The organism is Enterococcus sp. AMC2644 (genome assembly GCF_058216475.1).
Genome location: NZ_CM177095.1, coordinates 1,108,214 through 1,133,630, shown reverse-complemented (window position 1 = coordinate 1,133,630; position 25,417 = coordinate 1,108,214). Strand labels below are relative to the sequence as shown.

The 25,417-nt window shown below is 38.0% G+C and carries 20 protein-coding genes; 14 read left to right on the top strand and 6 right to left on the bottom strand.

The genetic code is table 11. The features are described 5' to 3' along the window. The first annotated feature begins 250 nt into the window (after nucleotides 1–250). Nucleotides 251–4,735 carry a glutamate synthase large subunit gene (gene gltB / locus AC4BC5_RS05400; protein ID WP_490497135.1) on the top strand — a complete coding sequence of 1,495 codons (4,485 nt, stop codon included), beginning with the start codon at nucleotides 251–253 and terminating at the stop codon, nucleotides 4,733–4,735. A 5-nt stretch (nucleotides 4,736–4,740) separates the two neighbouring features. Then, the gene (locus tag AC4BC5_RS05395) at nucleotides 4,741–6,183 is read left to right on the top strand and encodes a glutamate synthase subunit beta (RefSeq protein WP_490497134.1); all 1,443 of its coding nucleotides are present in this window, start codon (nucleotides 4,741–4,743) and stop codon (nucleotides 6,181–6,183) included. Nucleotides 6,184–6,233: 50 nt separating this feature from the next. Here the strand turns inward: AC4BC5_RS05395 and AC4BC5_RS05390 are convergent, their stop codons facing one another. Next, nucleotides 6,234–8,792 (bottom strand): YfhO family protein, encoded by a 2,559-nt coding sequence (locus tag AC4BC5_RS05390; RefSeq protein WP_490497508.1) that lies wholly within the window; start codon nucleotides 8,790–8,792, stop codon nucleotides 6,234–6,236. A gap of 184 nt (nucleotides 8,793–8,976) precedes the next feature. On the opposite strand from AC4BC5_RS05390, the gene AC4BC5_RS05385 reads away from it, so the two are divergent. Continuing rightward, nucleotides 8,977–9,420, top strand: a complete 444-nt coding sequence (locus AC4BC5_RS05385; protein WP_490497133.1) for an 8-oxo-dGTP diphosphatase — start codon at nucleotides 8,977–8,979, stop codon at nucleotides 9,418–9,420. 35 nt (nucleotides 9,421–9,455) lie between these two features. Here the strand turns inward: AC4BC5_RS05385 and AC4BC5_RS05380 are convergent, their stop codons facing one another. The 5 genes from AC4BC5_RS05380 to rpmB all read right to left on the bottom strand — a co-directional run bounded on the left by AC4BC5_RS05380 (nucleotide 9,456) and on the right by rpmB (nucleotide 12,637). Continuing rightward, entirely contained in the window at nucleotides 9,456–9,998 is a 543-nt protein-coding gene (locus AC4BC5_RS05380) for a hypothetical protein (RefSeq protein ID WP_490497132.1), read from the bottom strand. A 105-nt stretch (nucleotides 9,999–10,103) separates the two neighbouring features. Beyond that, nucleotides 10,104–10,625, bottom strand: coding sequence for a hypothetical protein (locus AC4BC5_RS05375; protein WP_490497131.1), 522 nt, complete (start codon nucleotides 10,623–10,625; stop codon nucleotides 10,104–10,106). Between the two features lie 5 nt (nucleotides 10,626–10,630). Next, nucleotides 10,631–11,632, bottom strand: a complete 1,002-nt coding sequence (floA, locus tag AC4BC5_RS05370; RefSeq protein ID WP_490497130.1) for a flotillin-like protein FloA — start codon at nucleotides 11,630–11,632, stop codon at nucleotides 10,631–10,633. Nucleotide 11,633: 1 nt separating this feature from the next. Further along, nucleotides 11,634–12,260, bottom strand: coding sequence for an NfeD family protein (locus tag AC4BC5_RS05365; RefSeq protein WP_490497129.1), 627 nt, complete (start codon nucleotides 12,258–12,260; stop codon nucleotides 11,634–11,636). A 188-nt stretch (nucleotides 12,261–12,448) separates the two neighbouring features. Further along, nucleotides 12,449–12,637: a 50S ribosomal protein L28 gene (gene rpmB / locus AC4BC5_RS05360; RefSeq protein WP_016176256.1), complete on the bottom strand. Its 189-nt coding sequence runs from the start codon at nucleotides 12,635–12,637 to the stop codon at nucleotides 12,449–12,451. Nucleotides 12,638–12,910: 273 nt separating this feature from the next. Between rpmB and AC4BC5_RS05355 the strand changes: the two genes are divergently transcribed. The 11 genes from AC4BC5_RS05355 to rnc all read left to right on the top strand — a co-directional run bounded on the left by AC4BC5_RS05355 (nucleotide 12,911) and on the right by rnc (nucleotide 25,416). Further along, nucleotides 12,911–13,273 (top strand): Asp23/Gls24 family envelope stress response protein, encoded by a 363-nt coding sequence (locus tag AC4BC5_RS05355; RefSeq protein WP_016176255.1) that lies wholly within the window; start codon nucleotides 12,911–12,913, stop codon nucleotides 13,271–13,273. A 53-nt stretch (nucleotides 13,274–13,326) separates the two neighbouring features. Further along, a complete protein-coding gene (locus AC4BC5_RS05350) occupies nucleotides 13,327–14,988 on the top strand; it encodes a DAK2 domain-containing protein (protein WP_490497128.1) in 1,662 nt (553 codons plus the stop codon). Nucleotides 14,989–15,096: 108 nt separating this feature from the next. After that, nucleotides 15,097–17,124, top strand: coding sequence for an ATP-dependent DNA helicase RecG (recG, locus tag AC4BC5_RS05345; RefSeq protein WP_490497127.1), 2,028 nt, complete (start codon nucleotides 15,097–15,099; stop codon nucleotides 17,122–17,124). Nucleotides 17,125–17,171: 47 nt separating this feature from the next. Then, a complete protein-coding gene (plsX, locus tag AC4BC5_RS05340; protein WP_490497126.1) occupies nucleotides 17,172–18,173 on the top strand; it encodes a phosphate acyltransferase PlsX in 1,002 nt (333 codons plus the stop codon). Nucleotides 18,174–18,303: 130 nt separating this feature from the next. Next, nucleotides 18,304–18,546, top strand: coding sequence for an acyl carrier protein (gene acpP / locus AC4BC5_RS05335; RefSeq protein WP_016176251.1), 243 nt, complete (start codon nucleotides 18,304–18,306; stop codon nucleotides 18,544–18,546). Between the two features lie 189 nt (nucleotides 18,547–18,735). After that, nucleotides 18,736–19,740 (top strand): ABC transporter ATP-binding protein, encoded by a 1,005-nt coding sequence (locus tag AC4BC5_RS05330; RefSeq protein WP_490497125.1) that lies wholly within the window; start codon nucleotides 18,736–18,738, stop codon nucleotides 19,738–19,740. Beyond that, complete coding sequence (locus AC4BC5_RS05325) at nucleotides 19,737–20,681, top strand: ATP-binding cassette domain-containing protein (RefSeq protein ID WP_490497124.1); 945 nt, start codon at nucleotides 19,737–19,739, stop codon at nucleotides 20,679–20,681. The genes AC4BC5_RS05330 and AC4BC5_RS05325 overlap by 4 nt, the downstream gene beginning before the upstream one ends. Next, nucleotides 20,681–21,643 carry an oligopeptide ABC transporter permease gene (gene opp4B / locus AC4BC5_RS05320; protein ID WP_490497123.1) on the top strand — a complete coding sequence of 321 codons (963 nt, stop codon included), beginning with the start codon at nucleotides 20,681–20,683 and terminating at the stop codon, nucleotides 21,641–21,643. Before AC4BC5_RS05325 ends, opp4B begins: the two co-directional genes overlap by 1 nt. A gap of 19 nt (nucleotides 21,644–21,662) precedes the next feature. After that, nucleotides 21,663–22,580, top strand: a complete 918-nt coding sequence (locus AC4BC5_RS05315) for an ABC transporter permease (protein ID WP_490497122.1) — start codon at nucleotides 21,663–21,665, stop codon at nucleotides 22,578–22,580. A gap of 21 nt (nucleotides 22,581–22,601) precedes the next feature. Further along, nucleotides 22,602–24,368: an oligopeptide ABC transporter substrate-binding protein gene (locus AC4BC5_RS05310; RefSeq protein ID WP_490497507.1), complete on the top strand. Its 1,767-nt coding sequence runs from the start codon at nucleotides 22,602–22,604 to the stop codon at nucleotides 24,366–24,368. Between the two features lie 355 nt (nucleotides 24,369–24,723). Beyond that, nucleotides 24,724–25,416, top strand: coding sequence for a ribonuclease III (gene rnc, locus AC4BC5_RS05305; RefSeq protein WP_490497506.1), 693 nt, complete (start codon nucleotides 24,724–24,726; stop codon nucleotides 25,414–25,416). The last annotated feature ends 1 nt before the right edge of the window (nucleotide 25,417 follow it).

Genomic DNA, 25,417 nt, shown 5'->3' with positions numbered 1-25,417 from the left:
GGTTTTCCTCGTTTCAGTTCGTTCCATTCAATTTATATTGGAACTATACCAATTATTTTTTTGCTTGTCAACTGTTTATGTAAGAAAATGTAACATGAGCAATTATTTTTTTGAAATGATAATGATTCTCATCAGTCATAATACGAATTATCTTGTTTTATTAAAAAATGATGTGATATAATCTAACATAATTAAAAACGAATAATGTTTCCGTGATTATTTTTCAGAATATTCAGAAGAAGGTGGTTCCATGAAAAGTGAAATGATGAAACAAACAATGTATAGTCCTAGTTTTGAAAAAGATGCTTGTGGCATGGGCTTTATTGCTCAAAGAGAAGGAAAAGCTTCAAGAAAATTAGTAGATTATGCATTGATGATGTTAGAGCGGATGAATCATCGTGGAGGAACAGGCGCAGAAGCTGACACTGGCGATGGTGCAGGGATTTTAATGGCGATGCCGGATCGTTTTTTTCGTAAAGGAAGTTTAAACGCAGGTATTCATTTACCTAAATTATCAGAGTATGCAGTAGCAATGTTATTTTTACCTAAAGATAAAGAAGAAAAACGTTCGTTGCAACAATCGATGATAAAAGATATTTCTGCAGCGGGATTTCGTGTGTTATGGGAAAGAGATGTGCCATATGCATTCTATCAATGTGGTCCTGGCGCCCAAAAAGTTATGCCTAGCTTTGTTCAATTATTTATTGAAAAACCCATCGATGTAGACTCGGGTAGACAGTTTGAAGATCAACTATACCATTTGCGAAGAAACCTCGAAAAAAGCTATCAAGCCGATGAATTATCTATTTGTAGTTTATCTAGTCAAACAATCGTTTATAAAGGAATGTTACATGCTTATCAAGTCGGATTATTTTTCACAGACTTACAAGATTCAGAGATGGAAACTAGTATTGCTCTAACGCATTCTCGCTTTTCTACTAATACCTTTCCAAGCTGGAATCGAGCACAACCATTTCGCTTTTTAGCTCACAATGGTGAAATCAATACGTTACGTGGAGCAGAAAACTGGATGCACAGTCATCAAATTGAAATGTATGATGAAGAAAATTCTGATTCAGCCAAACTAGAGAATTGCTTAGAATATTTATATCGAAATGGCAGAGATATCCCACAGTCTTTGATGATGATGGTACCGGAAGCTTGGTCAAAAACAGCTAACTTATCAGAAGAATTAACGGCTTTTAATGAATATAATGCAAGTTTTATGACTCCTTGGGACGGTCCAGCTGCTCTGTGTTTTACAGATGGAAAAATGGTTGGTGCGACGTTAGACCGAAACGGCTTACGTCCATCGAGATATTGGATTACTGAAGATGGCTTAGTAGTCGTTGCTTCGGAATCGGGTGTCGTCGATTTACCAGCTTCTACTATTATTGAAAAAGGAGTTTTAGGTCCAGCTAATATGTTTTTAGTGGATACGACGACCGGGAGAATTCATCACAATGAAGAAATTAAAGAACATTATGCAAAAGCTCACCCTTATCGTAAATGGTTAGAAAAACAATTACTTACTTTAGAAACGTTACCTAAAGTGGCGGAAACCTCCGCTTTTACTGAAGAGGATATGTTGACGTTATGGAAAATGTTTGGTTATACGGATGAAATGATTCGTACATTGATTATTCCTATGGCGGAAAAAGGAGAGGAACCGGTTGTTTCTATGGGCTTTGACTCACCCTTAGCGGTATTGAGTGAAAAACCACAATCATTATTTACTTATTTTAAACAGCAATTTGCTCAAGTGACCAATCCACCAATTGATGCCATTCGTGAGAAGATGGTCATCGGTACCGAACTATTTTTAGGGTGCGATGGAGAAATTGAAAAAGACAGTGCGCAAAATTGTCGGAAATTAAAAATTAATAGTCCGATTTTGACTACTCATGACTTTTTAAAGATTCAACAATTAAAACAGAAACATCAAAAAGCAGCAACTCAGTCTATTCTATATGATTATTCCGAAACAAAACAAAACGGATTATATCATGCATTAGATTCTTTATTTAGAGAAGCTGAAGCAAAGATTGATCAAGGTGCAACGATTTTGATTTTATCGGATAGAAACGCAACGAAAGGTAAACGACCAATTCCTATTTTATTAGCTGTTTCTGGCCTTTACAATTATTTAGTAAGGCAGCGAAAAGGTGCTAAAGCTTCTATTGTTGTAGATACTGCTGAGGTTTGCGAAATTCATCATTATGCAACCTTGATTGGCTATGGTGCTAGTGGTATTCATCCGTACGGGGCATACGCAACATTAGCTTATTTTGAATTGAATGAGAAAATTGAAAATTACCGAAAAGCATGTGAGAAAGGCATTATTAAAATTATGTCACGCATGGGAATCTCGACTGTTGCAGGGTATCATGGGGCACAGCTATTTGAAGTAGTAGGGATTTCGAATGAAGTTACTGACAAATATTTTACTGGAACCGTTTCTAGAATTGGTGGTTTATCATTAACACAGATTGAAAGAGAATATAGTTTGCGTTATAAATCAGCATTTGGTGAAAAAAGTCAGGATTATTTGTCCTCAGGAGGAAGTTTCCAATATAAAGCTGATGGTGAGCACCACTTGTATAACCCAGCAACGATTTACAACTTCCAAAAAGCTGTTCGTACCAATGATTATCAATTGTACAAAAAATACGCAGAACAAATGGAGCATGAAGCGCTAGAAAATCCTACTACTTTACGTTCGATGTGGATGTTTAAAAAGTCAAGACCATCGATTTATCTCGATGAAGTCGAGCCAGCAACAACCATTGTTAAACGTTTTAAAGTGGGTGCGATGTCATACGGTTCTTTAAGTGAAGAGGCGCATAAATGTATTGCGGAAGCGATGAATAGTATCGGTGCGAAATCAAATTGTGGTGAAGGTGGCGAACACCGCGAACGTTTTAAGATTCAGCCGGATGGGAAAAATTATAATAGTAAAATTAAACAAGTGGCTTCTGGTCGTTTCGGAGTAAATACAGAATATCTAATGAACGCAGAAGAGTTACAAATCAAAATGGCGCAAGGGGCGAAGCCTGGAGAAGGGGGACAATTACCTGCTAATAAAGCTTTTCCGTGGGTTGCGGAAATTCGTGGTTCTACTCCGGGTGTTCAACTAATTTCACCGCCACCTCATCATGATATTTATTCAATTGAAGATTTAGCACAACTGATTTTTGACTTAAAAACAGTGAATCCATATGCCAAAATTAATGTGAAATTAGTTTCTAGTACAGGTGTTGGGACGATTGCTACGGGTGTTGTTAAAGCTGGTGCAGATGTCGTTGTTATTTCAGGGTATGACGGTGGAACAGGAGCATCGCCTCGGACGGCAGTAAGGGATGCAGGGCTTCCATGGGAAATGGGACTAGCTGAAGCCCATCAAACCTTGTTAATGAACAATTTACGTCAAAGAATGACTTTGGAAACGGATGGGAAGCTAATGACCGGCCGAGATATCGCGATAGCTGTTCTCTTAGGTGCGGAGGAATACAGTTTTGCTTCATTACCATTGGTCGCAATTGGGTGTGTGATGATGCGTGTTTGTAGCTTAAATACTTGTCCAGTGGGGATTGCCACACAGAATCCTGCTTTGCGAAAATTCTTTGCCGGAAAACCAGAACATATTGTCAATATGATGATGTATTTAGCAGAAGATTTACGGGAAGTCATGGCAGAACTAGGTTTTAAAACCATTGACGAAATGATTGGACATGCCGAATGTTTAGTTCCGCGTTTTGTTGCTAAAGGAAAAGCAAAATCATTAGACTTCTCGAAAATGATTGGACATGATTTAGGTATTGCGCGCAAGACGATTGATCCGTTTTTAGAGAAACGTCAATGGAAAGAGCTAGATACGTATGCTCAAGCTGCGATTGAATCAGAACAGCATACAACTGTTCAACAGACAATTAACAATGTTCAACGTACAGTCGGTGCACGAATGGGTGGTTGGATTGCGGAACGTTTTGGCAACTATGCATTGAAACCAGGGGTGTTAAGTTATACTTATACAGGAATTGCTGGTCAGAGTTTTGGCGCATTTACGGTGCAAGGGATGGAATTGAAACTAATTGGTGAAGCGAATGACTATGTTGCTAAAGGGTTGAGTGGTGGTCGTTTGATTATTGTTCCACCAGAAGATGCAAGTTATGATGTTGAAAATTCAACGATTGTTGGGAACGTCGCTTGTTTTGGAGCGAATCGAGGAGAAGCGTATTTTAGAGGATTCGCTGGTGAACGATTCTGTGTTAGAAACAGTGGCGCAAATGTTGTTGTGGAAGGTGTAGGCGACCATGGTTGTGAATATATGACTGGTGGCACAGTCGTTATCTTAGGCAAAACCGGTCGGAATTTTGGTGCGGGTATGTCTGGTGGGGTTGCTTATATTTATGATCCAGAAAATCAATTTGCAGAAAAATGCAATTTAGAAATGGTTGAATTGTACCGTGTAGGTGAAACGGAAGATGATTATCAATTAAGAGAATTAATTGAAAAACATTTCCAATATACAGATTCTTTAAAAGCTGCTGAAATTTTACAGGATTGGGAAGCTACGAGTCAACACTTTATTAAAGTCTATCCACGCGAATACCACCGCATGGTTGAAGCAACCAATGAAATGCGTCGCGCAGGTTTTTCAGAAGATGAAGTCTTAACAAAAGCTTTTGAAGCCGTTGTCGGCAAACAATTATCGATTCCAGTTGGAAAGGAGTGAGTAAAATGGCAGATCCATTTGGTTTTTTAAAATATCCAAAAAAAGAAAATCCGTATCGTGAGGTGGAGGAACGAATTCTTGATTGGCATGAATTACAAACACCTCTGCCAGAAGAAGAACGACAAGAACAAGCAGCACGCTGTATGAGCTGTGGTATCCCATTTTGTCATACAGGCTCCTTTTATGGAGGACAACGAGCCGTTTCTGGTTGTCCCAATGATAATCTGATTCCAGAGTGGAACGATTTGGTTTATCAAGGTCGGTATAAAGCAGCATTTGAACGTCTTGCACGCACTAACCCCTTACCTGAAATGACCGGCCGCGTTTGTCCTGCACCTTGTGAGAAAGGGTGTACTGAAGCCTTAAATGGAGATGGTGTAGCAATTCATGACAATGAACGTTTTATTATTGATACAGCATTTGAAAATGATTGGGTGAAAGAGTCTGGATTACCAATTGAAGAAAAAACAGGCTTCAAAGTAGCAGTTGTTGGTAGTGGTCCCGCAGGTTTGTCTGCTGCTTGGCGCTTAAATCAATTAGGACATCAGGTTACCGTTTATGAACGTAGTGATCGTTTTGGTGGTTTGTTGATGTATGGCATTCCTAATATGAAACTGGATAAAGAAATTGTGCAACGTCGAATTGATTTGATGGAAGAGTTAGGCATTGAATTTATTGCAAATACTGAAATCGGTCGCGATGTTTCGGCAGAAGAACTGCAAGCAGAATATGATCGTGTCCTGCTTGCCACGGGCGCAAGTGTCCCACGTGATTTGAAAATTCCTGGCCGGGAATTAGAAGGTGTACGATTCGCAGTCGATTATTTAACAGAAGCAACAAGAGATGTTTTAAAACACGGAAAGCAAGCGACTAGTCGCAAGTTGGAAGGGAAACATGTTGTCGTGATTGGCGGTGGGGATACAGGAAATGACTGTATCGGTTCAGCGGTGCGACAGGGTGCGGCATCTGTTCGCCAATTGGAAATCACTCCTGAACTCCCCAGACAGCGCCAAGACAACAATCCATGGCCTGAATATCCAATGACTAGTCGTAAAGGCTATGGGCAAGAAGAAGCTGAATTTTTATATCAAGAACCACTTACGACTTATGCAACATCGACAAGTGCTTTTATTGGCGCAGAGCGCGGACAACTAATTGCAATTGAAACAGTGAAGGTTGGTCCAAATTTCCAACCAATTGAAGGAACTGAAAAAGTTTTAAAAGCAGATTTAGTCTTACTTGCGATGGGATTTTTGGGTCCAGAAAACGCCTTGTTTGATGCATTTGATGTGGAAGAAATCTATGATGATTATACAACGAATAATGAACGTGTGATGGTCGCTGGCGATGCGAGACGTGGTCCTAGTTTAGTCATCTGGGGAATCCGCGAAGGGCGTTTAGCAGCTGAAAAGATGGATGAGTCTTTACGTGCACTAAGTTACCAATAAAAAACTGTTGGAATGGTCCCATTCCAACAGCCTAAAAACGAATGGAACGCTTATAGTTCTGTTCGTTTTTTTGTATAAGAACGATCAAAAAGAATAAATAAAGCAAGACAGACAACAAATAAGAAAGCGCCCACTAAGAAACCAGGGGGTAAATACGTTAATTTGATTTCGTGGGTTCCTTTAGGGACTTTTAAGCTGATAAATGCTTCTTGGAAGGCGTCGATATCAACTTTTTTACCATCTAAAGTAGCGCGCCAACCTTTATCATAAGGAATAGTTGTGATAAGTTGTTGCTCTTTATTGGTTGTGACGGTTCCTTTCGCACTGCGTTTACCTGTAGTCATTTCGACACTTTGTTGTTGAAGGGTATCAATCGCGCGTTGATAGGCTTGCGTGTCTAGCGTGACAACTTGTGGATGTTGGAAAGAAATTTCTTTAGTTCCATAAAAGCTAGCGGTAAATTCCACTGTTGTAGGTGCCTCATAATAACCTAAATTATAGTATTGTCCATTGATCCCAACTTGCGTTTTCCGAGACTCGCCATTAACAGTAATAGAAGCAGTTGAGCTTTCAAGCTGTGCAAAATTGGTTGGATATAAGCTTAAATAAGCCTGCGAATGAGCAGGAACTGTCACTTGCCAAGTGACTTCTTTGGCAATATTATTTGTTTCTTCTGTAAATTTTGTATGATTTCCTTGTTCCGTCACTTTCGTATTTTTAGTACCGATAAGAGTGATTGGATAAAAATGGAAATACTGTTCATCTAAATTAGTCAATCCATTCATTAAATTGGTTTGGCTACCTAAGTTATCATTTTCGTATTGCTCAATTTCATTAATTGTTGGATTAGCTAAAAAAGCTAATGGTAGAGCATTGTGATTTTCATAAAGGTGATAAGGCCCACTAGTTGCGACTTCATTAAAACCATATTTTGCAACATCTTGTTTGGATAGGTTGTATTTCACAGCCATTAAGCTATCCATCAATACAGTATTATTTGGGTAGCGAATGTTTAAGTTGGTTCCTCGTGAACGAAAACCAAGTTGATTTAAATAACTTGAAGAATGACGGTTACGAATAGAAGAAAATAAGCCAATCCCATTGTATCCATAATTAATACTATCGTTTGAAGATACGGGGTCAAGATTTTCTAATCGATAAAAACGATCATTTTCTTTTTTTGTTTGATTAACTAAATTTTTAATATCTTTAAATGGTTCAGTATATAAACTGCGAGAAGCGTAATTCCAATCATCTAATATCCCGTGAACCATCCCATTCGTATTTAAAGCCATCTCTAAAGAAACAAACAATAAAGTAAATAAAGCAAAACGCTTCTTGGTAAAAAAACCTTTTTGATAAAAAGCAACGACTAAGCTGTAAACAATTAAAAAGACAATTGTTAATACAAAAGAAGTCAATGTGAGATACTCATAGCTTCCCTTCGGAATAAAGCCATAAGCTAAACCAAACAGGATAATCCACGTTAATAAGATGCCTAACATCGTTCCGCGGTCGTTTACTTTAAACTGTTCCCAACCATACCCAGCAAGCATTACAATTAAAAAAGAGACTAGATATGCATAGCGAAATAAAAACATGTTTGGTGCATGCATTCCATGCCAAAATAGGTTTAGTGGGGTGATGTAGAAGCTAGTTATTAATATAGCGAATATGCTTAGATAAGCTAGTTTGTTTTTCCAAGGAACTGTTCGGGAAACAAAGTAAAGAGTACAAAATAGTAACGGAACTAAACCAACGAAAATGAAAGGGATGGAACCGTATTTTGTATTGTCATAGACGCCAATCATATTTTTAATAAAAAAATCTAACCAACTCGTAGCAGCTGTTTTCAACGTAGTGATTTTCGTTAATTCTTCACCATTTGTTCGTAAGTCTAAAATAGCTGGTAAAATAATAATCATTGACGCACCACCGGCTAAAAGTGACGTAATCCCATAAGGTAGGATACGTTTTTTATAGGTATGCCAATGACTAAATAAGCGAGCAAGGAAATAGAGAACGGAGAAAATACCAATCATAAAGCCCATGTAAAAACTAGAGAAAAAAAGCATGAAGTAACTAATAAATAGTAGTTTGGCTTTTCCTTCATCTAATAACCGATTAATTCCCCAGATAATTAATGGCAAATAAACAAATGCATCCAGCCACATAATTAGTTCTGAATGGGCAGTGACAAAGGACATGAGAGCATAACAAACTGCTAGAGTAACATGGTGCCATTGATTCAGTTTAAATGTGTGTTTAGCGTAAAACCAAAAAGCTAAGCCAGCACTTCCAATTTTGATTAAAGTTAAAAAGTATAAGGCATCAGGCATCCACTGATTTGGAAAAAAAAGAACTAAGGGCGTGAAAAATCCGCCTAGATAATAGGAAATTAATGACAGATAGTTCAAACCTAAGGAAGCATGCCATGTATAAAAAATACTTTGTTTTCCTAGTAAAACATTTCGAAAACTTGCATGGAAATTAGAAAATTGCGAAAATGCATCGCTGGCTAACACACTGCGACTGCTTCCTGGGAAAATACCAATGGTCAAATAAATAATTGCCATCAGCAGAAAAGGAATAAAGAAGCTTGCGAGCATATAGGTTTTATTTTGCTTGCAAAATGTTTTGATCGTTGCCAAGAAAATTGCCTCCTAACATGAAATGAAATTTTTGCTTTAAGTGTAACATAGAATCAAAAGAAGTAACAAAAATAGCTGTAGCAAAGCTATTTTTTTATAAAAAAATATATGTTACGATACAAAAAAATGAAAGGAGTTCACCATGTCGCGAGCAGAGCAAGCAATCTTTACCAATATGTGTATGATTGAAAATGAAAAAGGACAAATTTTGATTCAAGATCGTCAAAAAGCGGATTGGCCAGGTGTGACTTTTCCTGGTGGTCATGTCGAAAAAGGCGAATCTTTTTGTGCATCGGTCATTCGAGAAGTTCAAGAAGAAACCGGCTTAGTGATTTCAAATCCGGTGCTATGTGGCGTGAAGCAATTTCAAACAAACAGTCACGAACGATATGTGGTGTTTTTTTATCGTGCAAAAGCTAGCGGACAACTGCAAGCATCACGTGAAGGAGCGGTTTTTTGGATTGAGAAAGATGATTTGACCAACTATGTTTTAGCCGAAGATTTTTTAGCAATGTATCAGGTTTTTGTAGATGAGGCATTGTCCGAATTTTATTATGATGAGCACGAGCAAGTGCACTTATTGTAACGAACTCCCCGTGGAATCCTTTTTCTATGGGGAGCTTAGTTGATTACGACCACTTGTTGGTAGAGGTGGTCATATTTTTTGATATAATTTCGAGCTTTTTCAGGGTTTTCTTTTATTTTTTCAAGAGTTTCAGGATTTTTAGTCGAGACAACGACACCAATAACATTATCAGGTTTGACTTTTTCAAAGGGAATGAAAGCGATATAACTAAAGGGATCATCTTCAATATTGTGCGTAGTTTCTGTGTACGGTTCACCTGTATCTGCTTTTGCTAGTCGAATCGATAAAGATTTATGATCTTCGCTTGTGGTGAAAGTTAAGTGGTAGGTTTGTTCTTTGTAATTGACAAAAGAGACGGTATCTAAACTTGGAGTGTCACTCTTGCTTCCGAAATAACGGCTGTTAAGATAGATTTCTTGATCTTTCGGTCGCTTGATTTCATAAGTAGAAATGGATGCTTGTTCGCTTGGTAAACGTATCACATCGCTTGATTCTTTAGGTGTCGACGACAAATAGAAGAAGATTCCTCCACAAATCAATGTCACTACAATAATAAATCCCCAAATACTCTTTTTCATTTTCTCACTCCTCGGCCATGAATATTCTGCTTTATTTTATTATACGCTGTAAATATAAGGGTTTTCAATTAGAGGCGATAAAAAAGCAAAGGAAAAATCCTTTGCTTAATGTTTTTCGCGTAATGCTAATGGTTTATCTAAGATTTCTTTGTAAATCATCGCATTCACCAGTTGTTTTTTAGGTAAAACGCTCGCTGTTTTAGTTTTGGCGGGTGTTGCTTTTGCTTTTGCTTTCGACGGTGTGTTGACTGTTGTTGGTTGGACACGTACCGGTACGTGTTGTTTCTGTTGCTGTAATTGTTGCAATCGCTGTTTTGTTTGCTCTTGTTTCGCTTTTTCGGCTGCTGTTAATTGCCGTTTTTGAACCGTTTGTTGATTGCGTTTTTGCTTTTGTTGCTCTTCTTGATAAGCAGTTTGGAATTCATCTTTCACTTGTTGGATGAAGCCTTTGCTGGACGTTTTAGCTGTGGTGTGCTGTCCGGCACGCATCGTTTGTCCACTTTGTTGCTGTTGCTTTTTTCGTTGTTCGTTTCTGGCTTTTCTGGCAAACGACACGAATAAAATGAAAAGAAGTAACGGTCCAAAGCTAAAAATAAATTGGATGATTAATGCAAAGATACTATACATAACGATCACGCTTCTTCGTCGGGTTGCTCTGCCTGTTCAGAAATTGCTGCTCTCATTTCAGTATCTGCATTGATATTTTGCATTTTATAGTAATCCATGACTCCTAGATTGCCACTGCGTAATGCTTCAGCCATAGCCAATGGAACTTCGGCTTCGGCTTCCACCACTTTCGCACGCATTTTTTGAACTTCGGCGCGCATTTCTTGTTCTTGAGCGACCGCCATTGAGCGGCGTTCTTCGGCTTTAGCCTGGGCGATATTTTTATCGGCTTCTGATTGGTCTGTTTGTAATTCAGCACCAATGTTACGACCCACATCAACATCGGCAATATCAATCGATAGGATTTCAAAGGCAGTTCCTGAATCCAAGCCTTTTTTCAAGACGGTTTTGGAAATGGAATCGGGATTTTCTAACACATCTGAATGTTTGGCAGAAGAACCTACAGTAGTAACAATCCCTTCACCAACACGGGCGATGATTGTATCTTCACCGGCACCACCGACCAAACGTTCAATATTGGCACGAACGGTTACTTTTGCTTTTACGACAATTTCAATTCCGTTTTTTGCTACAGCTGCAATTTTGGGTGTCTCAATAACTTTCGGATTAACGGATACTTGGACAGCTTCAAATACGTCACGGCCTGCCAAATCAATGGCGGCAGCTTGTTCAAATTCCAAATCAATATTCGCACGTTGTGAAGCGATGAGTGCATCAATTACTCGATTGACATTCCCACCAGCTAAATAATGAGCTTCCAGTTCATTGGTTGACAACACTAAACCCGCTTTAGTGGCTTTGATTAATGGTTGGATAATTCTTTGTGGATTGACTCTTCGTAAGCGCATTCCAATTAACGTACCAATGCTAACTTTTACACCCGAGAAGTAAGCGGTAATCCATAATCCTACGGGGACAAAACGTAAAAATAGCGCGAGGGCAAATAAAATGACAACTGCTAAAATAACTAGCCCGATGTAACTGCTTCCTGTATCTGAAATATACATACTATTCATCACCTTTCTTTGTATAAGTTCTGACTAAAATTTTTGTTCCTTGAATTTTTTCGATGACAATGGGAGTGTCCATTGAAATGAGGCCTTCTGTACTTAAGACATCGTACGTTGGACTATCGGCTCCACCAAATGTTGCTTTGCCTGAAGGCCGCAGAGGTGTCTGCGCAATCCCGACTAAGCCAGGTTGTAAAACAATTTTGTTTTCTTCTGCTTTTTCTTCGTTTTGCGTTTGTAAGTTGGTATTCAAGACAAGTTTGTTGATTCCAGCCAATGAATAACCACGACGAACTAAATAAACAATCACAGCTGTTGAGATAACGACTGACATGCTTAAATCGCGAATGGTTTGGAAAATATCACCAATCGTATAATATAACCCACCAATAACTAGGGCAGTACCTAGGAGGCCAACAAAGCCAAACCCAGGGATTAAGATTTCAAATACGATAAGGAGTAGTCCTAGTGTAAACAGAATTAAAGGCACCCAGTTTTCGATTCCAACGACATCGAAATAAAAGTAGAAACTGACAAGAGTGACAAGAGTTCCTGTTTTTGTCCATCGAGTTAAAAGGGCACAGACAATCCCTAGAAATCCAACGGCAAGTAGCAAACCTTCCATAACATAACCTCCTGTATTTATTTGTGTTTCTAATTATAATGATACCATCTTATCACTAACTTGTCATATCGAACCGTACAGGAAGAAATGAAAAAGCAAGGCAGCCAAATGATTGCTCATTTGGTTGCCTTGCTTTTTAGAATAGAAAAAAACCGCTCGTAGTCGAACGGTTGGTCAATTGTGTTTAATTAAACGCGCTCAACTTTTCCAGATTTCAAAGCACGAGTTGAAACCCAAACTTTTTTAGGTTTTCCGTCGATTAATACGCGAACTTTTTGCAAGTTAGGTTTAACAGTACGTTTTGAAGCATTCATTGCGTGAGAACGGTTATTACCACTTGATGTTTTACGACCAGTAAAGTAGCAAACTTTTGCCATTGTTTATTTCCTCCTTTGCCTTGATGTTGGAGCGCTAAAAATCGGCTCATACTGTATGAATTTATCATAATTTTTATCTCTTTGCAAGTATATTTTCCTTCATTCATTGACTTTTTTGTAAGAACATTGTAAATTAAACAAGGTTATAAAGCTATTTTTTAATGGATTTATTGTCCGTATCCATTTAACAGCGCTCTTCTTTTAATTGTAGGGTAGCTATGTTAGAATATTGTAGAAGAAAATAGACCAATAGTCTGTTAAGGAGGCTTTATCATGGCTGTAAAAATTAAAACGTCATCTGGAACAATTGAAATTACGAATGAGGTAATCGCAACGGTTGTCGGTGGTGCTGCAACGGATGTATTCGGAATTGTAGGTATGGCAAGTAAAAATCAAATCAAAGATAATATCAATGAAATTTTACGTAAAGAAAATTACGCTCGAGGCGTTGTAGTACGTCAAGAAGAAAATGGCATTGCGGTGGATGTTTATACAATCGTAAGCTACGGAACAAAAATTTCAGAAGTATCTCGTAATGTTCAAGAAAAAGTAAAATACAATCTCGAAACAATGTTAGGCGTTGTTGCCAATTCAGTGAACGTATTTGTTCAAGGTGTACGTGTATTGCCTGATTAGTAGGCAGACAACAAGCTGAGTAGTCAGCGGTTGATCTTAAGGAGGATTTATCAGTGAAAGTAACGAATATTAGCGCAGGGCAGTTCCAAGAAATGGTTCAAGCTGGCGCCAATCGTCTACAAACAAATGCAGAGTTCGTCAATTCATTAAACGTATTCCCAGTTCCCGATGGCGATACTGGGACGAATATGAACTTATCAATGACAAGTGGAGCAAAAGCTGTAGCCGATTCAACTTCTGAAAAAGTTGGAGAACTAGCGAACCATTTATCAAAAGGCTTATTAATGGGGGCGCGCGGTAACTCTGGTGTTATCTTATCTCAATTATTCCGTGGATTTGCTAAACAAATTCCTACAGTGGATACATTGACTGCCGAAGATTTGGCAAAAGCATTTACACATGGCGTAGAAACTGCTTATAAAGCAGTGATGAAGCCTGTTGAAGGAACAATTTTAACTGTTGCTCGTGTCGCAGCAGAATTTGGTGAGAAAAAAGCTGCGGAAACGGATGATTGCGTAGAAGTTATGACAGCGGTAGTAACTGGTGCAAAACGTGCCTTAGCTAAAACACCTGATTTGCTACCTGTTTTAAAAGAAGTGGGTGTTGTTGATAGTGGTGGTCAAGGACTGTTGTTCATCTATGAAGGCTTTTTAAGTGTTTTAAATGGTGAATATGTTGTTGAAGAAAACTTTGTCACGCCATCTGCAATGGATGAGATGGTGAATGCTGAACATCACCGTAGCGTGCAAGGACAATTATCTACAGAAGATATTACTTTTGGTTACTGTACCGAAATCATGGTGAAAATTGGTGAAGGTCCAACTGTTGAAAGTGAATTTGATTATGAAACTTTCCGTAACTATTTAAATGAGCTAGGGGATTCTTTGTTAGTTGTCAATGATGATGAAATCATCAAAGTACACGTGCATACAGAATATCCTGGTGAAGTAATGAATTACGGCCAAAAATTTGGTTCATTAGTTAAAGTAAAAGTTGATAACATGCGTCTACAACACGAAACAATTTTAGAAAATGATGGGCCACAAGCAAAACCACGGACACCTTATGCCATTATTGCCATTGCAGCAGGTAGTGGTGTTCAAGAATTGTTTACCAGTCTAGGGGCTGCTTATGTTATCAGCGGTGGTCAAACAATGAATCCAAGCACCGAAGACATCTTAAAAGCTATTTCTGAAGTTAATGCAGAACAAGTCATTGTATTACCAAACAACAAAAATATTTTCATGGCAGCAGAGCAAGCGGCAGAAGTTGCTGAAATCCCAGTAGCAGTGGTTCCATCTCGGACAATTTCTCAAGGAATGACAGCAATGTTAGCTTTTAATGATCAAGTATCATTAGCTGAAAATAAAACAGCAATGACTGAAATGTTAGATAGCGTTGTGAGTGGTTCAATTACTCATGCGATTCGTGATACATCCATTGATGGCATTGAAATTAAAAAAGGTGACTTCTTAGGGATGATTGATGGTAAAATCGTTGTATCAAAGGCTGATTCATTTACAGTTTCAATGGAAACATTAGAAAAAATGATGAACGAAGATACAGAAATTATTACAATTATTATTGGTGAAGAAGGTTCACAAGAAGGCGCTGAAAAAATGGAAAAAGCGTTGCTTGAAATTAATGGCGATTTAGAGATTGAAATCCATACTGGCGATCAACCAGTTTATCCATACTTATTCTCAGCAGAATAAAACATAGCCACTTTGCGTATATTTACTTAGTGAGTGCGCAAAAAATTAAAAAAAGCTTGGTCAATTCACTTTGAACCAAGCTTTTTTTAGAAGAAAGGAGGAAGTACGATGTTACAAGAATCTGTTCGTGTATTAGCTGGAGTTGGTGAAAAACGTGCAAAAGATTTAGCTGATTTAGGCATCAATACGGTAGGAGATTTAATGGCGTACTATCCTTTTCGTTATGATGATATTCAAGAACGACGACTCGCAGAAATTCAAGATCAAGAAAAAGTGACGATTAAAGGACTGGTTGTCTCGCCGCCAGTGGTTAGTCGTTTTGGTTATAAAAAAACACGTCTACAATTTCGAATGATGCAAGAGCACGATGTTTTTAGTGTTTCTTTTTTTAATCAGCCTTATTTGAAAGATAAAGTTGTGGTATCAGAAGATATTGCAGTCTATGGGAAATGGGATGCTAAACGCAAAACATTAACGGGTATGAAAATCCTTGGAAGTAACAGTGAAGGCGATTTTGCGCCAATTTATCATGTAAACAAAGCAATTCGTCAAACAACTTTAATTGATTTGATTACCAAAACTTTTGACCAGTTTGCTGATCAAATTGAAGAAAATTTGCCTGTCTCATTAATTGACAAATATCGCCTGCTGTCAAAAAAAGAAGCGATGTATGCGATGCACTTTCCGTTAGATCCAAAACAGCATCATCAAGCCAAACGTCGGGTAGTTTTTGAAGAATTTTTCTTATTCCAAATGAGAATTCAAGGGTTAAAGAAAGCTGAAAAGGCAGAGACAAATGGTATTGCCGTTTTATATGATATTGAACGATTGAAGACTTTTACGCAAGGACTACCTTTTGAGCTGACGCGTGCTCAAAAACGCGTGACAAATGAAATTTGTCGTGATTTACGAAGCCCAAAGCATATGCAGCGTTTGCTTCAAGGCGATGTAGGAAGTGGAAAAACAGTTGTGGCGGCAATTGCTTTATATGCAACCGTCACAGCCGGCTTTCAAGGAGCTCTCATGGTGCCAACCGAAATTTTGGCACAACAACATATGGAAAGTTTACAACAGCTTTTTGTTGCTTCTAAGGTTCGTGTAGCTTTATTGACAGGTTCTACCAAAACGAAAGCTCGTCGAGAAATTTTAGCTGATTTAGCTAATGGGGAGATTGACGTGATTGTGGGAACTCATGCGTTAATTCAAGAGGATGTTGATTTTTCAAATTTAGGCTTAGTTATCACAGATGAACAGCATCGTTTTGGCGTAAATCAACGACGTGTCTTACGTGAAAAAGGTTTTCAACCGGATGTCTTATTTATGACAGCAACGCCAATTCCGAGAACTTTAGCAATTACAGCTTACGGTGAAATGGATGTATCGATTATTGACGAGATGCCAGCTGGTCGTATTCCTGTAGAAACACGTTGGATTCGTCCACCGCAAATGCCCAAAGTATTGGAATGGTCCTATCAAGAACTCAATGCAGGACATCAAATGTATGTAATTTGTCCTTTAATTGAGGAATCTGAAATGCTTGATGTCCAAAATGCCGTAGCTATTTATGAAGAATTACAGGAATATTTTGAACCAAAATTTAAAGTCAGTCTGTTACATGGAAAGATGAAAAATAGCGAAAAAGATGCCATCATGGAGACATTTAAAAATAACGAAAGTCAAGTTTTAGTTTCAACGACTGTTATTGAAGTTGGTGTTAATGTTCCAAATGCCACGATGATGTTAATTATTGATGCCGACCGTTTTGGGTTAGCGCAATTACATCAATTACGCGGACGTGTTGGTCGAGGTGCGGAAGCTTCTTATTGTGTTTTAGTAGCTAATCCTAAAAATGATACTGGAAAAGAACGTATGAAAATTATGACTGAAACGACAAATGGCTTTGTAGTCAGCGAAAAAGATTTAGAATTACGTGGCCCAGGAGAAGTTTTTGGTTTCCGTCAATCAGGATTACCAGAATTTGCGGCTGCCGATTTAGTGACAGATGCACATATTCTAGAGGTTGCAAGGAAAGAAGCACAAGCACTCTGGAAAGTGGAAAATTGGGAAATTTTCCCCGAGTATACAGCACTAGCTACCTACTTAGAAAAAGAGGGCGAAAATCAATTTTTTGATTAATGAGTATGATATACTAAGAAACGAATTAAGGAAGGAGTGCTACACACATGAAAATTGCTGTTGATGCCATGGGTGGCGACAATGCCCCTCAAGCCATTGTAGAAGGTGTCATGTTAGCGAAAAAAGAATTTTCCGATATTGAGTTTTTACTTTATGGAAAAGAAGCTGAAATTAAAAAGTATATAACGGATGAAACGAATATTACGATTATCCATACGGATGAAAAAATTAATAGTGATGACGAACCGGTAAAAGCGATTCGTCGTAAAAAGCAAGCATCGATGGTTTTAGCGGCACAAGCAGTCAAATCAGGCGAAGCAGATGCCATTTTTTCAGCTGGAAATACAGGTGCGCTATTAGCGGCAGGATTGTTTATCGTCGGACGGATTAAAGGAATTGAGCGTCCGGGCTTGATGTCGACGATGCCAGTGATTGGTCAAGAAGCTGCCTTCGATATGTTAGATTTAGGCGCAAATGCTGAAAATAAAGCAGAACATTTGCTTCAATATGGTATCTTAGGTTCTTTTTATGCGCAAAATGTGCGGAACATCGCTAAACCACGAGTGGCTTTGTTAAACAATGGTACAGAAGATACTAAAGGTAGTGAAGTAACGAAAAAAGCTTTTGAATTGTTAAGTAACGAATCAGCAATTCATTTTGTCGGCAATGTCGAGGCTCGCGAATTATTAAACGGCGTGGCTGATGTCGTTGTGACAGATGGTTTTACTGGAAATGCTGTGTTAAAATCAATTGAAGGAACAGCAATGAACATTATGAGTCTGTTAAAACAAGCAATTTTAGGTGCAGGCGTTAAAGGGAAATTAGGAGCACTGTTATTAAAAGATGCTTTAAGTGGTTTAAAAGATGAGATGGATTATGCAAAATATGGTGGTGCGGTGCTCTTTGGCTTGAAAGCCCCTGTTGTCAAAACACATGGATCAACTGGACCTGAAGCTGTTGCAACCACGATTCGTCAAATTCATACAATGCTTGAAACAGATGTAGTGGGCAAATTAGTCCATCAATTTGAAGAAAAAGGCTCAGAATAAGTTTTTTATGTAATCATAATGACATCTTTGTCATGCAAATGCAAAAAAAACTAGACAAATGCCAAAGAAAGTCGTAAAATATGGCGTAGCTCTTTTTAGACTTTGGTCAAAAGCGTGGAGGTGAATGCAATTGACGCGTGAGGAAGTATTTACAAAAGTAGCCAATGTAATCGCAAATCACTTTGAAGTGGATCCTAATCAAGTAACGGATGCCACTAGTATTAAAGATGATTTGAATGCGGATTCTATTAGTGTGATGGAGTTTGTGTTAGAATTGGAAGAAGAGTTTGGTACAGAGATTTCTGATGAAGATGCAGAACAAATCCAAACAGTCGGTGCAGCAGTAGATTATATTGCAACCCATTTAGCTTAATACCTTGGTGAAGGTGATTAAATGTTCAGGCATTTAATCACCTTCTTTTTGTGTCTTGCCGTTTGGAGTATGACTTGCAAATGAAAAGTTCATTCTATATAATTATTAAGCGGTTAATATAGTTGTAAAAAGGAAATTCACGAACTTTATATAATTAAACGATTATTTTTAGAAGAGAGGGAAAGCAGCTTGCCAGCAGATAAACAGCTAGTAGAGGTTCGCAATCTGCATACTAGTTTTCGAATAAAAGATGACTATTTTGATGCTGTCGATGATGTCTCATTTATATTAAATCGTAATGAAATTTTAGCGGTTGTAGGTGAATCAGGTTGCGGAAAAAGCACTCTTGCCAGCACCATTATGGGGTTACATGATCCTTTAAAAACAAAAATTACGGGCGAGATTATTTATAACGGCTTAAATTTAGCGAATTTGAATGAAACACGCTATAACAAAATTCGTGGCAATGACATTGGCATGATTTTTCAAGACCCATTATCCGCACTAAATCCTTTAATGCGGATTGAAGATCAGATTAAAGAAGGTTTATCGTACCACACATCGATGAACGAACAAGAGCGTCAAAATCGTACTTTGGAATTATTGGAACAAGTCGGTATTCCTAATCCTAAACGTGTAGGTCGTCAGTATCCGCATGAATTATCGGGTGGGATGCGTCAACGAATCATTATCGCAATTGCAATTGCTTGTAAACCATCAATTATCATTGCGGATGAACCGACAACTGCACTGGACGTGATAATTCAAGCCCAAATTTTAGATTTATTAACAGATGTACAACAAGCAACTGAAGCTGGGATTCTCCTAATCACGCATGATTTAGGTGTCGTAGCGCAAATGGCTGACCGTGTAGCTGTAATGTATGGCGGACAGTTTGTAGAGGTTGCAACAGTAGAAGAATTATTTGAGAACCCTAAGCATCCTTACACACGGTCACTTCTTCAATTGATACCACAGGAAGAAACTGCTGGTAAGTTACATGTGATTGATGGTGTTGTACCATCGTTAGAACAGATGAAGCGTAACGGATGTCGCTTTGCTTCGCGCATTCCCTGGATTCCAGAAAAAGCACACGAAAAAAATCCGACTTTTCATGAAGTAGCATCGGATCATTTTGTTCGATGTACGTGCTACAAACAATTCCATTTCAAAGGCGAGGAGTCGGATATATGACAGAATTAATGACAATTAATAATCTGAAAATTCATTATCCTATTCGTAGTGGTTTTTTCAATTTAGTTACTGACCAAGTCTATGCTGTAGATGGGATTGATTTCACAATTGAAAAAGGAAAGACGTATGGTTTGGTGGGTGAATCTGGTTCTGGCAAATCAACTACGGGTAAAGCCATTGTGGGGCTAGAAAAAGTCACAAGTGGTTCGATTATCTATGATGGACAAGATGTTACGAAAGCAGCTACACGCAAAAAACTGAATTACCACAAAGAGGTTCAAATGATTTTCCAGGATTCAATGTCGAGTTTGAATCCGAAGAAGCGAGTGTTAGACATCATTGCGGAACCAATGCGTAATTTTGAGCGTTTGAGCGATTTAGAAGAGAAAAAACGTGTGAAGGAGCTATTAGATATTGTTGGCATGCCGGAAGATACTCTTTATAAATATCCTCATGAATTCTCAGGTGGGCAACGACAACGGTTAGGCGTGGCCCGTGCCGCTGCCTCAAATCCTAAACTAATTGTGGCTGATGAACCTGTTTCAGCGCTAGACTTATCGGTGCAGGCACAGGTGTTGAACTTTATGAAACGAATTCAAGAAGAATATCAATTAAGTTATCTGTTTATTTCACACGATTTAGGAGTTGTGAAACATATGTGTGATAATATTGCGATTATGTATCAGGGACGTTTTGTCGAAAAAGGGACACGCGCAGATATTTATAAGGATCCCCAACATATTTATACCAAACGTTTATTATCAGCAATCCCACAAATGGATGTGCATAATCGTAAGCAGTACAAGGCGCACCGTCGCGCAGTTGAAAAAGAATATCAAATCCACCAAAAAGAGTATTATGACGAAAACGGACGCGTCTATGATTTAATTGATTATACAAAAAGCCATCAAGTAGCGTTAAATCATGGGGGTGTCAACTAATGTGGAAAACCATTCTACGTCGTTTACTTTTAATGATTCCTCAAGTTGTTATGTTGAGTTTAGTCATTTTTTGGTTGGCTAAAATGATGCCAGGAGACCCGTTCACAGGATTAATTGCTCCGTCAACTGATCCTGCTCGTTTGGAAGAATTACGACAAGCAGCAGGTTTTTATGATCCATGGTATATCCAATATTTTCACTGGATTAAAAATACCTTACACGGTGATTTCGGAATCAGCTATATGTATAAATATGATGTGATAACAGTTATTGGGCAACGAATCGGCAATACCCTTCGTTTATCCATTGTTTCAGTAATTTTAACTTATGCTCTTGCAGTTCCTCTAGGGCTGTATGCAGGTCGTTACCAACATTCGTGGTTTGATAAAACTGTGGGTGCATATAATTTTATCAGTTTTGCTGTACCAACATTCGTTTTAGCTTTACTAATGGTTTATATCTTTGGGTTTAAATTAGGTTGGTTCCCAACAAGTGGGAGTGTATCGATTGATGCTGTACCAGGAACTTTTGGGTATTTTGTCAGTCAGCTGTATCATGTTATTTTACCAGCAACGGTTCAAGCGTTATTAGGAACCGCTGTCACGATTCAATATTTGCGTAGTGAAGTCATCGATGCCAAACAAATGGCTTATGTTCGTACTGCTCGTGCAAAAGGTGTACCGACAGGCAAAGTCTTCAATCAGCACATTTTCCGTAATGCCTCTTTACCAATTGTCTCAATGCTAGGCTATGAAATCACAGGTTTGATTGCAGGTTCAGTGATGATTGAACAAATTTTTAGCTATCCAGGGATTGGCAATTTATTTATCTCTAGTATCAATCAACGTGATTATTCAGTTATTATCGCCTTAATCTTATTGTTTGGTGTAGCAACTTTAATTGGCTCATTGTTATCAGATATTATTATGAGTATGGTCGATCCACGAATTAGAATACAGTAAAATGAGAGGGACGTTACAGATGTCAACAGAACAAACAACGCAACCAGCAGCAGTATCTATCCCACCTAAGGGCATACGAATGATTGCTCGAGAGTTTAAAAAAGACAACTTAGCAGTTGCTTCGTTAACTTTACTAATGATTATTTTATTATTTGCTTTCGTTGGTTCAATGATTCTGGATCAAGATGTTGTCACTAAAATTAATATTTTAGATCGCTTTGCACGTCCGGGAGATATTTCAATGACTGGTCATAAATATCTTCTAGGGACAGATGAAGGGGGTCGTGATATATTTGGTTTATTAGTTTTTGGTACACGTAATTCTATCTTCATTAGTTTTGCTATTACGCTGCTTACTTCAATCATGGGTGTTGTTGTTGGTTTGATTGCTGGTTATTATGGTGGGGTGATTGATCGCATAATAATGCGAGTTGTTGATTTTATTATGATTTTACCAATTATGCTAATTGTTATTGTCCTAGTGACAATTGTGCCACGTTACAATGCTTTCACGTTGGTTTGGCTAATGTCAGCTTTTTATTGGGTGAATAAAGCGCGTCTCTTTCGTGCGAAAGCGTTATCTGAATCAAGACAAGATTATATAAGCGCATCAAAAACATTAGGAACTTCTGATTATCAAATTATTTTCCGTGAATTGTTGCCAAATGTCAGTTCATTGATTATTACGAATGTCACGATGAGTTTTGCGGCAAATATCGGAATTGAAACCAGTTTAACGTTCTTAGGATTTGGTCTACCAGCAAAAACACCAAGTTTAGGAACTTTAACAGCGTATGCGAATAATTCAGAGACATTGGCTAATCGTCCGTGGATTTGGGTTCCCGCAGCTCTGTTAATTCTAGTCTTAATGGGAAGTATCAACTATATTGGACAAGCATTGAAACGTACAGCGGATGCTCGTCAGCGCTTAGGGTAAAATAAGGAGGGGACAGAAATGATGAAAAAGATATTAATTGGTTTAGTCACAGTCGCAGGAGTGGGCTTGACATCGGTTGCTTGTACTAGTAATAAAATTGATGAGATAGAAAATACAGAGGAAAAGAAAGAACATACCTTTTTGCCTGCTGTAAAAAATAAAGGAAAAGCGATTGAAGGGCAAACATTAGAAATTGCACAGGTTTCTTCCAATGACTTTACAGGTGTTTTTTCAAGAACGTTTGCAACAAATATACTAGATTCAAACTTCTTTGAACCTGCGGATGAACCATTATTCACGTATGATGAAAATCTTCGCATTCGTGATGGTGCTGCTGCTATAACGTTTGATGAAAAACAAAAACAAGTTCATTTAACTATTCGTGATGACTTAAAATGGAGCGATGGTGAAAGTGTTACGGCAGATGACATTATCTTTACCTATGAAGTAATTGCCGACAAAGAATATGCTGGTGTACGTTATAATAATAATATTCGTAACATCGTAGGCATTGAAGATTACCATGAGGGCAAAGCGGATGCTATTTCTGGAATCGAAAAAATCAATGAAAAAGAAGTGGTCATTACGTATAAAGAATTCACGCCGTCGATGCTACAAGGTGGCGGTGGTGTGTGGAGTTCAGTGATGCCAAAACACGTGTTTGAGAATATCTCGGTTAAAGATATGGAGACATCTGATGCCGTGCGTAAAAATCCTGTGTCGTTTGGTCCGTATTATGTAAGCAAAATTGTTCCGGGAGAATCGGTAGAATTTTTACCCAATGAATATTATTATGGCGAAAAACCAAAACTAGCTAAAATTGTCATGAAAAAAGTACCAATCGCTTCTGCCACCGCTTCAATTGCCGCAAAAGAGTATGACATTTATATTGGCATGCCCACAGCTGAATATACGTCTTGGCAAAAATCAGAAGGCTATGACATCCTAGGACAACAACAAACATCCTATAACTACATTGGGTTTAAAATGGGGCATTGGGATGCCAAAGAAGCGAAAAATATTTATAATCCTAAAGCTAAAATGGCAAATAAAGAATTACGTCAAGCAATTGGCTATGCGATTGATAATGAAACAATTGCCAATCAGCTATACAACGGCTTACAAGTTCGTGCAAATTCATTAATTGTTCCGGCATTTACTTCATTACACGATAATTCATTTTCAGGATTTACCTATAATACTGAAAAAGCCAACGAATTATTAGATAAAGCGGGGTACAAAGATACAAACGACGATGGTATCCGTGAAGATCCAGAAGGGAAACCATTTAAAATTAATTTTGCTTTTCGAGATGGTGGTGATACCGCCCAAGCATTAGCGGAGTATTATATTCAGCAATGGTCAGAAGTTGGTTTGGATGTGGAATTAACCACAGGGCGTTTAATTGAGATAAATTCTTTTTATGAGATGCTAGAAAAGGATAATCCAAACATAGATATGTACCAGGCAGGATGGTCAACAGGTTATGATCCAAATCCAGCGAGCCTCTATAATGAAACTGGCGTATTTAATTATACACGCTTTGTTTCTAAAAAAAATGAGGAGCTGCTAGCTGCTCTTTCCAGTACCGAGGCATTAGATCCAGCTAAAGAAAAACAACTTTATAGCGATTGGCAAGCATATGTTTTTGATGAAGCTTATGTGATTCCAACAACGTATGCTTATGAAGTGGTGCCAGTAGCGGAACGGGTGACAGGTTACGACATTTCTCGTGATTTAGATCATTACGTGTATGCAGACTTAGGTGTGACAGCTGAAAAACGTTAAATTAATTAAAAAATTGCTAGTTTGTGAGGGCTAGTTGAAAAGTTCTGATTTTCGAAAAATTGAAAATCAGAACTTTTTATTTTCGCTCAAGTTTGAAACCTCTAGTATACAGAAGTGTACCTGCTGTAATAAGCTACTTTTTAAGGGATTTTAAGGAGGCACATTTAACCACAAAGCAAAAAATAGTTGTCATTTAACTTTTTTGACAGTCTCGTTTGTGAGCTAGTGATTTTTTATGATAAAGAACTAAATTTTCCCAAAGTTTTCTATTCGATTGTACGTCAATCGTTTCCTAATTAAGGAAAAAACAGTATAATGGAACAGTGTGAATAAAAAGAATAAAGGAATGGAACGAATGGATAATCAGTTAATCAACGAACTAAAAGAAAAGTTTAACATTGTGTTTCGCGATGTTAGTTTACTGGAACAGGCATTTACCCATTCATCTTATGTGAATGAGCACCGTAATTTACAGCTATCTGATAATGAACGTTTAGAATTTTTAGGCGATGCTGTGTTAGAATTATTAGTTTCACGCTTTTTGTACAATCAATTTCCGACTGTACCAGAAGGGCGTTTAACGAAATTACGCGCAGCAATTGTTAGAGAAGATAGTTTAGCCAAATTTGCCAAGGAATGTCATTTTGATCGTTATATCCGTCTTGGTAAAGGAGAAGAAAATTCAGGTGGACGTAAGCGTCCGTCATTGTTATGTGATTTATTTGAGTCATTTTTAGGCGCATTGTATTTAGATCAAGGGTTGAAAGCAGTGCATGAATTTTTAGGCAAAATTGTATTTCCAAAAGTCAAAGCAGGTGCTTTTTCACATGAGATGGATCATAAAACCCGTTTACAAGAGGTCTTACAACGTTCAGGTGATGTTTTAATCGACTATCGACTTGTGAAAGAAGAAGGTCCGGCTCATGAACGTTTATTTTGGACAGAAGTTTTTTGTGATGGTGAATTAATTGGTAAAGGTCACGGAAAATCAAAAAAATTAGCAGAACAAGATGCCGCAGCTAACGCGCTTGGGCACTTAGAAGAATGAG

Coding starts and splice junctions, on each gene's coding strand:
- gltB (WP_490497135.1), top strand. CDS start 251: ATGAAAAGTGAAATGATGAAACAAACAATGTATAGTCCTAGTTTTGAA.
- AC4BC5_RS05395 (WP_490497134.1), top strand. CDS start 4,741: ATGGCAGATCCATTTGGTTTTTTAAAATATCCAAAAAAAGAAAATCCG.
- AC4BC5_RS05390 (WP_490497508.1), bottom strand. CDS start 8,792: ATGCTCGCAAGCTTCTTTATTCCTTTTCTGCTGATGGCAATTATTTAT.
- AC4BC5_RS05385 (WP_490497133.1), top strand. CDS start 8,977: ATGTCGCGAGCAGAGCAAGCAATCTTTACCAATATGTGTATGATTGAA.
- AC4BC5_RS05380 (WP_490497132.1), bottom strand. CDS start 9,998: ATGAAAAAGAGTATTTGGGGATTTATTATTGTAGTGACATTGATTTGT.
- AC4BC5_RS05375 (WP_490497131.1), bottom strand. CDS start 10,625: ATGTATAGTATCTTTGCATTAATCATCCAATTTATTTTTAGCTTTGGA.
- floA (WP_490497130.1), bottom strand. CDS start 11,632: ATGTATATTTCAGATACAGGAAGCAGTTACATCGGGCTAGTTATTTTA.
- AC4BC5_RS05365 (WP_490497129.1), bottom strand. CDS start 12,260: ATGGAAGGTTTGCTACTTGCCGTTGGATTTCTAGGGATTGTCTGTGCC.
- rpmB (WP_016176256.1), bottom strand. CDS start 12,637: ATGGCAAAAGTTTGCTACTTTACTGGTCGTAAAACATCAAGTGGTAAT.
- AC4BC5_RS05355 (WP_016176255.1), top strand. CDS start 12,911: ATGGCTGTAAAAATTAAAACGTCATCTGGAACAATTGAAATTACGAAT.
- recG (WP_490497127.1), top strand. CDS start 15,097: ATGTTACAAGAATCTGTTCGTGTATTAGCTGGAGTTGGTGAAAAACGT.
- plsX (WP_490497126.1), top strand. CDS start 17,172: ATGAAAATTGCTGTTGATGCCATGGGTGGCGACAATGCCCCTCAAGCC.
- AC4BC5_RS05325 (WP_490497124.1), top strand. CDS start 19,737: ATGACAGAATTAATGACAATTAATAATCTGAAAATTCATTATCCTATT.
- opp4B (WP_490497123.1), top strand. CDS start 20,681: ATGTGGAAAACCATTCTACGTCGTTTACTTTTAATGATTCCTCAAGTT.
- AC4BC5_RS05315 (WP_490497122.1), top strand. CDS start 21,663: ATGTCAACAGAACAAACAACGCAACCAGCAGCAGTATCTATCCCACCT.
- AC4BC5_RS05310 (WP_490497507.1), top strand. CDS start 22,602: ATGAAAAAGATATTAATTGGTTTAGTCACAGTCGCAGGAGTGGGCTTG.
- rnc (WP_490497506.1), top strand. CDS start 24,724: ATGGATAATCAGTTAATCAACGAACTAAAAGAAAAGTTTAACATTGTG.